Source organism: Aurantiacibacter sp. D1-12, from assembly GCF_028858515.1.
Lineage (GTDB): Bacteria > Pseudomonadota > Alphaproteobacteria > Sphingomonadales > Sphingomonadaceae > Alteraurantiacibacter.
In genome coordinates this window covers 67,985-81,245 of record NZ_JAPJZJ010000001.1, presented here as the reverse complement: position 1 = coordinate 81,245, position 13,261 = coordinate 67,985, and the positions used below count along the sequence as shown (strand labels likewise).

9 protein-coding genes are annotated in these 13,261 nt (G+C 57.8%); 4 read left to right on the top strand and 5 right to left on the bottom strand.

Annotation, left to right across the window (positions count from 1 at the left end):
- The first annotated feature begins 5 nt into the window (after positions 1 to 5).
- The 3 genes from OOZ52_RS00470 to OOZ52_RS00460 all read left to right on the top strand — a co-directional run bounded on the left by OOZ52_RS00470 (position 6) and on the right by OOZ52_RS00460 (position 5,531).
- Positions 6 to 929, top strand: a complete 924-nt coding sequence (locus OOZ52_RS00470) for an isopenicillin N synthase family dioxygenase (RefSeq protein WP_274696520.1) — start codon at positions 6 to 8, stop codon at positions 927 to 929.
- A 278-nt stretch (positions 930 to 1,207) separates the two neighbouring features.
- Positions 1,208 to 3,730, top strand: a complete 2,523-nt coding sequence (locus OOZ52_RS00465) for a TonB-dependent receptor (protein ID WP_274696519.1) — start codon at positions 1,208 to 1,210, stop codon at positions 3,728 to 3,730.
- A gap of 100 nt (positions 3,731 to 3,830) precedes the next feature.
- Positions 3,831 to 5,531 (top strand): bifunctional metallophosphatase/5'-nucleotidase, encoded by a 1,701-nt coding sequence (locus OOZ52_RS00460; RefSeq protein WP_274696518.1) that lies wholly within the window; start codon positions 3,831 to 3,833, stop codon positions 5,529 to 5,531.
- A 6-nt stretch (positions 5,532 to 5,537) separates the two neighbouring features.
- Here OOZ52_RS00460 and OOZ52_RS00455 read toward each other — a convergent pair whose 3' ends face one another.
- Together OOZ52_RS00455 and OOZ52_RS00450 are read right to left on the bottom strand one after the other, a co-directional pair.
- Positions 5,538 to 6,992, bottom strand: coding sequence for an AMP nucleosidase (locus OOZ52_RS00455; RefSeq protein ID WP_274696517.1), 1,455 nt, complete (start codon positions 6,990 to 6,992; stop codon positions 5,538 to 5,540).
- A 66-nt stretch (positions 6,993 to 7,058) separates the two neighbouring features.
- Positions 7,059 to 7,886 (bottom strand): S1/P1 nuclease, encoded by an 828-nt coding sequence (locus OOZ52_RS00450; protein WP_274696516.1) that lies wholly within the window; start codon positions 7,884 to 7,886, stop codon positions 7,059 to 7,061.
- A gap of 163 nt (positions 7,887 to 8,049) precedes the next feature.
- Between OOZ52_RS00450 and OOZ52_RS00445 the strand changes: the two genes are divergently transcribed.
- Positions 8,050 to 9,453: a methyl-accepting chemotaxis protein gene (locus OOZ52_RS00445; RefSeq protein WP_274696515.1), complete on the top strand. Its 1,404-nt coding sequence runs from the start codon at positions 8,050 to 8,052 to the stop codon at positions 9,451 to 9,453.
- 214 nt (positions 9,454 to 9,667) lie between these two features.
- Here OOZ52_RS00445 and OOZ52_RS00440 read toward each other — a convergent pair whose 3' ends face one another.
- The 3 genes from OOZ52_RS00440 to cheB all read right to left on the bottom strand — a co-directional run bounded on the left by OOZ52_RS00440 (position 9,668) and on the right by cheB (position 13,255).
- Positions 9,668 to 11,188, bottom strand: a complete 1,521-nt coding sequence (locus tag OOZ52_RS00440) for a putative bifunctional diguanylate cyclase/phosphodiesterase (protein WP_274696514.1) — start codon at positions 11,186 to 11,188, stop codon at positions 9,668 to 9,670.
- Between the two features lie 118 nt (positions 11,189 to 11,306).
- A complete protein-coding gene (locus OOZ52_RS00435; RefSeq protein ID WP_274696513.1) occupies positions 11,307 to 12,140 on the bottom strand; it encodes a CheR family methyltransferase in 834 nt (277 codons plus the stop codon).
- Positions 12,137 to 13,255 carry a chemotaxis-specific protein-glutamate methyltransferase CheB gene (gene cheB / locus OOZ52_RS00430; protein ID WP_274696512.1) on the bottom strand — a complete coding sequence of 373 codons (1,119 nt, stop codon included), beginning with the start codon at positions 13,253 to 13,255 and terminating at the stop codon, positions 12,137 to 12,139. The genes OOZ52_RS00435 and cheB overlap by 4 nt, the downstream gene beginning before the upstream one ends.
- Between the last annotated feature and the right edge of the window lie 6 nt (positions 13,256 to 13,261).

The window sequence follows — 13,261 nt, the reverse complement described above, 5'->3', positions numbered from 1 at the left end:
AAACCATGTCTGAACTTGCATCGATTTCACTGTCGCGACCGCTCGAAGAGTTTTCTGACGAGCTGGGCCAAAGTTTTGCCGAGTATGGTTTTGCCATTGTCCGTGATCACGGCATTCCGCAGGACTTGATTGATCGCGCAGAAGAACTGGCCAAGGCATTCTTCGAACTGCCGGTAGAAGTCAAAAACAGCTATCAGATCGCCGGTGGTGGTGGCGCTCGCGGTTACACGCCTTTCGGCAAGGAAATTGCCAAGGACGCCGAAGTACACGATCTGAAGGAATTCTGGCACGTCGGGCGCACATTGCCCGAAGACCATCCGCTCGCGGAAGTCATGGCGCCCAACGTTTGGCCGAGCGAGATCGAAGGTTTCGAAGAGACCTTCCGCGCCCTTTACGCCGCATTCGAAGAGTCAGGAGACCGCATCCTGCGCGCCATAGCGCTGCACCTGAACCTAGCAGAAGATTACTTCGTCTCCACCGTTGAAGACGGCAATTCGGTGATGCGCCTATTGCATTACCCGCCGCTCGGCGAGCACGTGCCGGAGGGCGCGATCCGCGCAGCAGCACATGGCGATATCAACACAATCACGCTTCTGCTTGGTGCAGAAGAGGCAGGCCTTGAACTGCTCAACAAGCAGAACGAGTGGGTCGCCGTCTCTCCTCCAAAAGGCGCGTTAGCGGTGAATGTGGGCGACATGCTGGAGCGGCTGACCAACAACCGTCTGCGCTCAACCACCCACCGCGTGGTCAATCCGGGCGGTGAAGCTGCGCGGCGGTCACGCTATTCAATGCCGTTTTTCCTGCATTTCCGGCCCGATTTCCTGATTGAGGCCCTGCCCAACTGCGTGAACGGGGATGAGCAGACTGCGCCACCCATTACGGCGCACGAATTCCTCCAGCAAAGATTGCGCGAAATCGGCCTCGCCTGATCCGCGACTCGGCGCTGACGATCCGACGCCGCTTCTCTCTGATTCGTTTTCACAAGCGCGTGGATCGCTCCGGCATCACTGACAGCAGTGTAATTATGTTGCGTCGCAGCAACACTCTTGTGCAAAAGGGCACCGCTCCACAAGAAATGTCCGCGATATGACAACATAGCGTTGCCGAGTCATTGGATTGTCAGAAAACTCCCCTCTATGGGCGCGCACAACCTTGAGGCCCAACTCCCAGGGTAGAAGTTTCATCCACACGAAGGACTTTCGGGATCATGAAAATCAAATATCTCCTCGCAGCCAGCGCGGCGACCCTCGCCAGCGTAGGCTTTGCCAGCTCGGCTGCAGCGCAGTCGACCGGCTCTACTGACTTCGACGAAGGCACGATTGTGGTTACAGGCACGCTCGACCTTAGCGTCGGCGGCATTGAAAACCCCAACACGCCTCGCGCCAAGCAGGAACTGGGCGAAGAAATCATTCGTCGCCAGCGCCCCGGCCAGACGGTGAACGACATCGTCAATCTCGTTCCGGGTGTCAGCTTCCAAAACAATGACCCGTGGGGTTCTTCGGGCGGTGGCTTCACCATCCGCGGTTTTGGTGCAGACCGTGTGTCGCAGACGCTTGACGGCCTGCCCCTCAACGATAGCGGTAACTACGCGCTGTACACCAACCAGCAGGTTGACTCTGAAGTTCTCGAACGCGTCAGCGTCAACCTCGGCACGACCGATGTCGATAGCCCGACCGCGTCGGCCAGCGGCGGTACGATCAACATTCGCACGCGCCGCCCGGGTGACGAAATTGGCGTCCTCGCGACCGCAACTTTCGGCGACGTTCTCTCTTCGGGTGCCGAAAACACCGAATTCTACCGCATCTTCGGTATGGTCGATTTCGGCGATCTTACCGGTAACGGTCTGACTGCCTTCGGTGCGCTCAGCTACACCAACTACGGCACGCCCTATAACCCCTACGGCGAAATCGATAAGCTGCAGTTCAACGGTCGCGTGTACCAGGAACTCGGCAGCAACGGCGATTTCATCTCGATCAGCGGCCACTACAACCGCAACCGCAACAACTTTGCCGGTTCGGAGCGGCTCAGCACGCTGCTGGACTTCCATGATGATCCGAACTTCAGCGGCGAAGATCGCTTCACCGTTTACGAAGGCGCAGGCGAATTCCCCTGCACCGTTGCGCAGAACGTACTGATTGGTGGTGGTGCCGGTGAGAATGGCGTTTCGGAGCGCTATAATGATCGTGGCGATTGCGGCTCCGCATTCTACCGTCGTTTCAACCCGTCTGACACGGGCAACATCCGCATCAACTCGTTGTTCAACCTCACCGACAATCTGACCCTGACTCTGGACCCGAGCTACCAGTACGTGAAGGCGAATGGTGGCGGACCAGACGATCTGCGTGAAGCTTTCTTCACTCCGTTCGGCACGACCTCGGAACTGACCGGTGCGTTCCGCGGCGGTTACTACTTCGGTCGTGACCTCAACGGTGACGGCGATATGCTTGACCGCGTTGCCGGTAACGACCCGAGCCAGACCCGCACCGACCGCTATGGCATCGTGGCTAATCTGATCTATGACATCAACTCTGATCACCGCGTTCGTGTTGCTTACACGCTCGACCACGCACGCCACCGTCAGACCGGCCAGATCACGAGCATGCTTCCCAACGGTGAAATCAGCAACGTTTACGCCGTAGACAATGCTTTGCTCGACAACCGTGGTGAAGAGGTCAACAAGCGTGACCGTCTGTCATTCGCCATCCTCAACCAGTTCTCGGCAGAATATGCCGGTAACTTTGGCGATCTGACTGCAGTTGTCGGCCTGCGTATGCCGTTCTTCACGCGTGAGCTGAACCAGAACTGTTACACCACGTCAGTCAACGGCTTTGTGGACTGCCCGGCACCAGGTCAGGACCTGACCGAGTACGAAGCTGCAAATCCCGATCACGTTGCACCGACTTCGCGCGAGTACAACTATGACCGGTTCCTGCCTTCGATCGGTTTCACCTATGCCCTGACAGATGATCTGTCGGCTTTCGGTAACTACTCGCGCGGCATATCTGTCCCGGGCACTGACCCGCTGTACGATTCGCTCTACATCGCTGATGAAGATCGCGCGCAGCCGGTTCCGGAAACCACCGACAGTTTCGATCTTGGTCTTCGCTTCCAGAACGGCAGCGTCCAGGCCCAGCTCAGCGGTTGGTACACTCGCTACGATGATCGTCTCGCTTCGGCCTTCGATCCCGACGCGCGTGACGGTGAAGGTGCAGTCGTGTTCCGTAACCTGGGCCGTGTCGACAAGTATGGCCTCGACGGTTCGTTCTCGATTGCTCCGACCGACAACACACTGCTGTACATCTTCGGCTCGATCAGCGAGTCCGACATTCAGGACGATGTGCAGGTTGGCGTTGACTCCGCTACGGATACGCCGATCTTTGCAGCGACTGCCGGCAATGCGGAATCGGGCACACCGAACTTCACCATCGGTGGCCGTGGCCAGGTGACCTTCGGTCCGTTCGATCTGGGTGCCCAGATCAAGCACACCGGCCAGCGTTGGATCAACGATCTGAACGAAGAGCGTGCTCCGTCCTACACGCTGGTCGACCTCGACCTGCGTTGGAACATTGCAGAGCTGTCCAATGGCACCAACGCTGCCCTGCAGATCAACGTGACCAACCTGTTCGACGAGTATTACATCGGCTTCTTCGGTGGCTCACTCGATGGCTTCGGTTTCGCCCAGATCGGCGCGCCGCGTGCTGCAAGTGCGACCCTGATCGTCGGCTTCTAAGCCCCGATAGGACAATCGTCCGATTGAACAAGTCAGGCGGCGGCGTTCGAAAGAGCGCCGCCGCCTTTCTTTTGTCACCTTGCTGCGTAAGAAACATGCCATGAGAATCACGACTGCAGCCGCCCTGCTCTCCACCGCCGCACTCGCCGCCTGTGCTGCCCCGCAAACCGACGTTGTGACCAGCGCGGCTTCTCCCGAGCCGGTGACGCTGCAGATCCTTGCGATCAACGATTTTCACGGCAATCTCGAGACGCCGCAGAGCGCCACGACTTGGCTCGATAATGGCGAGGAACACCGCGCGCGATTGGGCGGTGCTGGGGCGCTGGCGGGAACGCTCGGCACCTTGCGCAGTGAAAACAGCGTCACTGTGGCTGCGGGTGACCTGATCGGCGCGAGCCCGCTTATCTCGGCGCTCTTCCTCGATGAGCCAGCGATCGACGTGCTTTCCGAAATGGGGCTCGATATTGCATCAGTCGGCAATCACGAATTTGATCGCGGCACCGACGAGCTACGCCGCATTCAGGACGGTGGTTGCGAACAATTCACTCTGAAACAGCCATGCGCGATCGGCCGGTTCGAAGGCGCAGGTTTTTCCTACCTTGCCGGCAACGTGGTGAGCGAAGACGGAGCGAGCTTCTTTCCCGGCACCATGATACAAGAGATGGACGGCGCACAGATCGGCTTTATCGGTCTGACGCTGGAAGGCACACCCAATCTCGTCTCTGCTCAGGCGACGGAAGGCTACGACTTTCTGGACGAGGCCGATACCGCCAACCGCCTCGCCGCCGAATTGCGCGCGCAAGGTGCGGACGCGGTAGTCCTGCTGTTGCACGAAGGGGCGAATGTTGATCCCAGGTTCAACATAGCCGGGTGCCCTTCCCTCAATGGGAGCGTCGTGCCGATTATCGAACGGCTCGATCCCAGCATTTCGTTGGTCGTGTCAGGCCACACGCACCAAGCCTATGTCTGCAATGTAACCAGCGCCGCTGGGCATGATGTGCTGCTCACCTCGGGCGGTAGGTATGGTGGCTTTGTTACCGACATAACGATGGTCGTTGATCCGGCAAACGACAGGGTTCTTTCTCTTGACGGCCGCAATGTCCCTGTTGACGGCAGCATGGGTACCAATGCCACGGTCGATGCGATTGTTAGCCGTGCTGCCGAAGCCTCTGGCCCGGTCGCCAATCGCGCGGTTGGCCCGATCAGCGATAGCGGAGAGCGCGGCGAGAATTGCGGAGATCGTCCCGCGCAGGACTTTGTGGCTGACGCCTACCTCTTCGCCGCCAATGCCGGGCTGGATTTCCCCGCCGATGTTGCTTTCACCAATTCCGGCGGCGTCCGCAGCAATCTTGATAGCGCGCGCGATGGCGTCATGACTTTTGGTGAACTCGCCGCCATGGCACCGTTCGGTAACAGCGTGATCGTGCTGGAAATGACCGGATCTGAAATCCGCAACGTACTTGAGCAGCAGTTTTGCGAGGAGAACGGGCAGATCGGCATATGCGATTCCGTGCTCATACCTTCGGCAGGCATGGCCTACTCCGTCGATCAAGGCGCAGTTCTGGGCAGTAGGATTGCCAGCATGACGTTGAACGGTGAACCGATCGATGATGCGCGCACTTACCGCGTGGTCACCAACAACTTTCTGGTCGGTGGCGGAGACGGGTTCGAGCAGTTCAGCCAGGTTTCGCAGATCGCCAATGTCGGCTTCGATATAGACGCGCTGGAAGCCTACGTCGCAACAGGGACGGTCAGTGTGCCGGTATGCGGCCGGGTGCAAAACGTCAGCCCGCGTAACTGACGCAGGTTAGCGTAGCGGCGGCTCGTCAAAGCTGCGCAACTTGCGGCTGTGGAAGCTGCCGCCCGCCTCACTCAGCAAGGCAAGCGTTTCAATCCCGATGCGCAAGTGCTGGCTGATAGATTTCTCGTAAAAAGCATTGGCCTGCCCTGGCAGCTTGATCTCACCATGCAGTGGCTTGTCAGATACGCAGAGCAACGTCCCGTATGGCACACGGAAGCGATAGCCCTGCGCTGCCACCGTAGCCGACTCCATGTCTATGGCTACCGCGCGGCTGACGTTGAAGCGCATGGCAGAGCGTGTGTAGTGCAGCTCCCAATTGCGATCGTCTGTCGTCACAACCGTGCCTGTGCGAAGGCGTCGCTTGAGCTGATCCTCGCTATCCCCGGTGACATTGAGAGCAGCCTTGAACATCGCGGTTTGCACTTCGGCAATCGGCGGGATCGGGATCTCTGGCGGGATTGCGGAATCGAGTACGTTATCGTCGCGCAGATAGGCGTGGGCCAGCACATAGTCGCCAATCGTCTGGCTCGGTCTCAGCCCGCCGCAATGGCCGATCATCAGCCACACTTCAGGGCGAAGCACCGCGATGTGATCGCAGATTGTCTTGGCGTTGGAAGGGCCGACACCAATGTTGACCAAAGTGATGCCGGAATTGTCTTTGCCCACCAGATGGTAGGCTGGCATCTGGTGCTTACGCCAGGTTCCCGCAGCGATCCTTTCGCGCGCGCCTTCCAGATTATCGCGATCAATCACCGCTCCAGGTGCAGAGAAACTCTCGTAGCGACTGTCGGGATCAGCGATTGCTTCCAGTGCAAAATCAATGAATTCTTCAACGTATCGTATGTAGTTTGTGAATAGGACATAACGCTGAAAATGCGCTGCAGGCGTGCCCGAATAGTGGCGCAGACGGGCAAGGCTGAAGTCCGTCCGCAGCGCGTCGAACAGCGAAAGCGGTCGCGCATCATCTTCTCCACCCATCCATGTGCCATCGGCAATTTCATCGCCAATCTTGATCAGATCGGATGACGGGAAGTGCCGCGTCAACTCGGCACTGCTCGCCCCCTGCAAGCCTGGCGACGTCGCATCGAGGACGTATTGATAGGGTATCTCGTCGGGTGAACGTGCGACTTCGAGTTGCACTGGATAATCACGGACCAGGTGCTGCAGCTGGTTCTTAAGGTAAGGCCGGAACAGCGCCGGATCGGCAATCGAATTGCGATAGACGCCGCTCTGGTTCAATCGCGCATAGGCACGCGCCGGATGCTCCTGCCCCACTTCGCTGGCATAACGCAGCGTTAGCTCGGGATAGGCGAACAGTCCTTCTTCTCGAGCAGCTTTGTCTGGCGGGGTTCGGTTATCAGCATATGTGGCAAGCGCATCGATCAAATTGGTTCGGGATGTATCGTAAACCTCTTCCAGCTGGTTGAGGATTCCGTCGATGTCTTCAACTTTGGTCGCCACATATTCTCCGTATGGTCTGTTGTTTGCTTGAGTGCCTGTAGCGTATTGCAGGCACCCGCAAAAGGCCTAAGCACTCTCTTCCGCAAAGACCCAGTCAAGATATGCGGCAAGGCGAACGCCAGACTGTGCCAAACGCTCTTCCACGCTGGGCATCCATTGCCAGTGATAGCGATAGCGCAAAATTGCCGGGCTTTCCTGGGTCCCCATGCCGAACTGCTCGCTAGTGCCTGGATAAATCCGGTCGCGCAGCTGGGCGCTTTCCTCTACCCATGTCGTCGGACTGGCATCCCACCATGCAAGGATGTCATCGGGAGTAATGCGGTTGTCGAGCCGCTCGGCATATTCGCTGTAGGATAGCTGTTGGCGCAATATCATGCCCTCGTCCCACACCCAGTGCAGGTTGGTCTGGGTATCGAACCAGTTGACGATGAAATCGTTGCCCCCCCTGTCGGTCCCGTTGCCCGCATGCAGCGGCATATGCAGATCCGACACCAGATGGACGATGAATCGAAGCGCAAAAGCCTTGTCTTCCTGCGATGCGGAATCGTCCCTTAGAACAGCCGTAAATTGCTCAAGCGCGCTTACCGCATCACCCTCTGGTGGATGGACCAGGTCTTCGGCTGCAGCGCCTTCAGGCAATGTCACGTAGTGAAAGGGAGAGGCCGTTTCCTGCCAAAAGGCGGTTGGATTGGACCGCTGCTCGTCAGGCCATGTGCTCGCCTCCGGCAAGCCCTCATGGCCGAGAATTGCCTCTATCTCCGCTCGCGTCTTCCCGCTGATGTTGTCCTCGGCGATCTCCGCGCTCACGCGGTGTCCAATCGGTCCCCAGGCTTGCGCCGGAGATGCGAACGCGAGGGCAGAGAGGGCAAGCGATGCAAGCAGAGGGCGGGTCATGGTAACTCCATCGAATATGACTGTTGCAGCTCTATGAACATTGCCGGCAGACATTGCCAGCACAGCGATCTCGTCAATTTTCGCTATGGTTAACATTTCACCAAGGAATTCCCTCTAAGCCGGGCAATGTAGATGCGCCAACAACTGGGAATTGGGCAAACAAATGAAGCACGAAAAGATTGAAATTGCTGATCCTTCTCTGATCGATGCGGTCGCGCAATCGTGCGGTGAAGTTACCGTGGGCTGCGTGGATGTTGGCGGTATTGTTGAAGAAATGATGGCCACGGCTTCCGAAATGGAAGACCACCGCCGCGCGCTGCAATCGGAAATGACCGAACTGGCCAAGGATCAGCAACGCGTCACCGATGCGACTGACGAAGCAAGGTTGCTCTCAGATCGTGCCAAAGAGGACTTGCGCATCAGCACGTCGGTCATTCGTGAGTCGATGGGCGAATTCGTCGACCTGACCGATCTGATCGTTGCCCTTGCCGAACATATTACCGGTTTTGCCGGGGCGATGGACCAGGTCCGCCGCGTGTCGGAAAAGATCGATACGATTGCCGAAACAACCAATATGCTCGCCCTGAATGCCGCGATTGAAGCACATCGTGCCGGTGAAGCGGGTGCCACTTTCGCCGTCGTGGCTCAGGAAGTGAAGAAGCTGGCGCAGGACACGCGCCTTGCCACAGACGAGATTGCTCGCACTGTGGACTCGCTTGGCGGTGAGGCCGAGGGGCTGGTTGAAAAAATCAGTGCAGGCGTTGATCAGGGCAAGACGGCCCAGAGCAATTTTGCCCGGATCGACGATACCGTGAATGGCATTTCGGATTTTGTTGCGCAGATCGATGAGCAGAACAGCGGTATCGCGCAAAACACCAGTACGATTAACGCGCGGGTGGACGAAGTACGCGAAGCTCTTGATCTGTTCGCTAGCGGCGCGAAAGAGAACAACACCAACCTCCACGCCATGAAAGACCGCATCGACGCGCTCGAGAAGATGTCCATGGGCATGTTCGACCAGCTTGTAAGAAGCGGCTTTGCATCAGCAGACCTGGCGTTTGTCGAACTGGCGTTCAGTGGACGTGACCGGATCGTCGAGATGGTTGAGCAAGCCTTGAGTGATGGCTCACTTACCGAAGATGACGTGTTCGACCGCAACTATGTCGAAATCGCCGGCACAGCTCCGCAGCAGTATCGTAACCGCTTCAACGAGTTCGCGGACAAGCATATCCGTTCGGTCCTTGACGACATGAACGTGCAGCGTAGCGAAGTGATGTCGGCTGTCGCCTCAAACCAGGATGGCTACCTTCCGACGCACATGACGGAGCGTTCGCGCGAGCCGACCGGAAACCCCGTGCATGACGAGAAATTCTGCCGCAATCGCCTGAAGCTCTTGGATGAAGTCACGCAGGGTGCAATCGACCGCCGCGATGAACCCTTCACAGCGTCGTGCTACCGTTGGGTCGCCACAGGTTCGCAAAAGAGCACTGCGGCGAAGAACATCTTCGTTCCACTGCGTTTCAATGGCCGCTACTGGGGCAACTTCGAGATCCTCTATCTGAACTGATGGAAAGCGCCCGAGTTGCGGGCGCGATTGATCTAGATGCAGGAACAAGAAAGGGGCCCGGACAGTCGTAGCTGCCCGGGCCCCTTTCTTTCGCCGTTCCGTCTGTCGGCTTCCAGACGCGTGACCGATACGACCAGCGGCCACACTCAGCTGGCTCAGCCAAATCAAGGGCTGTCGATCGAGAATTGAGCAATGCCGCAGCGAAGAGCGGCGGCTAGGTGTTGACTGCCAGAGGCGCGGACAGGCCGCTCTGCTTGTCGAGGTGCTCCTGGATGTCCTCGGGAGAAAGCGCCTTGTAATAGAGCCAACCCTGGATCTGGTCGCACCCGGCAGAGCGCACCAGAGCGGCCTGCTCTTCCGTTTCGACGCCTTCGGCAGTGACACCCATCTTGAGCGCATGCGCCATCGTTATGCTGGATAGCATCATGGCGCGCGAGCCTTCATCGCCCTGTGCATCGACAACCAGCGAACGATCCAGCTTGAGCTTCTCAAACCGGAACTGGCGCAGGAAGCCGATGGAGGCGTAACCCGTACCGAAGTCATCCAGCGACACGTTAACTCCAAACCCACGAATGACATCAAGGCTGCGCTCGGCAAGGACGGGATCGTTGACCAGACAGGTTTCGGTGATCTCGAGCTCAAGGCGCTCTGGAGGGAACCCTGTCTCTTCCAGAATTTGGCCAAGCAGGATGGGAAATTCTACGTCGCGCAACTGGACTGCCGAGATATTGACCGAAAGCTTAATGCCTTCCCACGACAAAGCATCCTCGCAAGCCTTGCGCAGTACCCAAATGCCGATGGCGCTGATCAGGCCCGATTCCTCTGCCACCGGGACAAAGATATGAGGACCCACTGGGCCATCCGGGCGGGAATCCCAGCGTAATAGGGTTTCGACGGCTACAATCTCGCCGCTCTGAGCATTGACCAGTGGCTGATAAACGAGATTGAACCCGTCGTTCGCAAGCGCGGCGCGCATCTCTGCGTCGAGCTCGCGCATGCTCTCGCGGTTTTCGTCGAGCGATGACTGGTACCATGTGCACCGCATCTTGCCGCCGCGTTTGGAGGCATACATCGCCACATCGGATCGCCGCATGGCTTCTCCGGATGAAATTCGATCAGGCCCTTTGCCGGAGGTGATGCCAATGCTCGCACCGATCACGATACGACGCCCTTCGATCTCAACCGGTTTGCGGAACTGATCGATGAAAGCACGGCCGATACCTTCGACCAAGGTGCCAGCAACAGGAGCGATCAGGCAAATTGCGAATTCATCACCGCCCAGCCGAAAGACACGCGCATCTTCGCCGGCCGTTTCTGCCAGGATTTCTGCACATTTCTTGATCAACTGATCACCGATAGCGTGGCCATAGTGATCGTTCACCGACTTAAAGCCATCAAGATCAATGATCGCCACCGCCATTTCTTCATCGAGAGAGGGATGATTCTTCACATAGGCATGCAGCGCGCGGCGGTTGGGGAGACCGCTCAGACTATCAGTCATGCCCCAGCGCTCCAGCCGCTTGGCATAGAGCAATCCGAAATGGGCGAGGCCCGCGATGGCAAGCGCGTACACTGTCAGTCCGCCGATAATTACCGGGGATGCAAACGAGATCTTGATGGCCCCGCTCGCGGCCAGAAGCCCTGCAACGGTGCCAATAATCAGACTAAGAATCACCAACGGCGCAAAGACGAAGCTCTGCGGCCCCCATCGGGAATTCTTGAAGAAAAAGCGCATCCACCAGCCCCCTGTCACGCGCAGGGATAACCGATACTGACTAAGTATCCGTTAACTGCGTCTTTATCATTATTTGCAGACACTTGGCTCCGCCTGAAAACGGCGTTTGAAGGCCTGCTCAGGCGGCGATCGAACTGCCATTGTGACGGTAAAAGTTGGTCGCCTCTTTTATCTGCGTCAGCGGCATTGTGCGATCAGCAACAGTCTCGCCCGCTCCCAGCATCATCCACCCCTCGGGATGCAGCTTTTGCAGCAAAAGTGACATGACCAGACTGCGCGTCGACTCACCAAAGTAGAGGAGCACATTTCGGCAGAGGATCAGGTCAAATTTGGAATCGCTCTGCAACGGAGTGAGCAGATTATGCACACGAAACTGCGTCATCTTCTGCAAATCCTCTTTGGCCTCCCAACCCATTGGTGTTTCACGAAAATTCCCGAGCATCTGTGCAACCGACAGACCTCGTTGAACTTCAAACTGGGAGTACACGGCAGCCCGGGCTGAGGCGATTGCGCTATGCGAAACATCAACGCCGACTATTTCGATCTGCCAGTCTTTCCAGCGAACACTTTGCTCTCTTAAGAGCATTGCGATCGACAGAGCTTCCTGCCCTGTCGAACAACCGGCGCACAGGATGGACATTCGCCGGGCAGCCGCGTTTCTACGTTCGATCTCTGGAAAGACACTGTTCGCAAGATGATCGAACATCGGGCGATCACGGAAGAAGTATGTCTCGTTATTGAGCAGTGCTTCCACAACTTGCTGCGAGAGAATCCCGTTGTCCGGTGCATCCAGCATACAGGCGAGCTGGTCGATATTGGAAATTCCGCGTTCCCGGAAAATGCCCGAAAGTGCGCTGCCGATACGCCAGTTGCGCGCCTGACTCAGTTCCTGCCCGGTCCGCGCCGTGAGCAAATTTGCAACGATCCGCTCTGATGCGGATGGAACTGTCATATAGCCACCGCCAGACGCATCGAGACCCATTTGGCGAGTTCTGCAGGATCGGCAATCTCCGACGCAATGCCAGCTTCTGCCACACCGCGCGGCATACCCCAAACGGCACAGCTCTCGGGACTCTCCGCCAGCATGATGCCGCCCTTCTCTACCAGCTTCTTCGCTCCGAACTGGCCATCGCGGCCCATGCCCGAAAGCACCACGCCCACAACGTGGCCATCGAGCACTTCCGCAAGCGATGCCAACATCGGATCGACCGACGGGCAACATCCGCTAGCCACCGCCTCGTTGGTAATCTTGGCAATCGCCTCGCCACCCTTCTTCACGAACGAGAGGTGTCCGTCGCCTGGCGCAATCAGGATCTCACCGGGAACAAGCTGCGATCCGTCTTTTGCGATGCGCGCTGGACGCGACGAAGCGCTCTCCATCTGATCGGCAAAGATCTGCACGAAGGCTGACGGAAGGTGCTGCGTGATCACGATGGGTGTAGAGATCGCTTTGGGCAGTGCAGCAAAGAACTGACACAGCGAATGAATGCCTCCTGTGGAGCCGCCAATCGCAATGCAATCGATACGCGAGTTGCTTGCCGACCTTAAGACCGGAGCAGCGACATCGTTTGACTCTACAGGCGCAGCCACTTCGACCTGCTCGGGCATGGAGCCCCCCGCGAGTGCACGAATGCGGCCCGCAAGCTCAGCACGATACTCGGCATTGAACTTGCCCGGCTCGGGCTTCTGCACAACGTCAGACGCACCCATCGAGAGTGCTGCAATGGTCTCTTTTGCACCCTCGGCCGTGAGGGACGATACGACCAGTACACTGGCGTTATCGGATTTCTCCAGGATTTCCGGCAGGCCGGCGAGACCGCCCATACCGGGCATTTCGAGATCAAGCAGTATCACATCGACCTTCAGTCCATGATTGAGCTTGGCAATCGCCTGTTCGGCAGAACTGGCGGTATCGGCAAGAACCATGTCGCTCGAACGATCGATAACCTTGCCCAGCACAGTGCGCGCGGTCAGGGAATCGTCGACCACCATGACAGGGATCGGTCCCCTGCGCCGTTTCGGGCTCGGGTGCTGGCGGAGACTACGGAATTGTGAGGGCGCGTTCATCTTAAT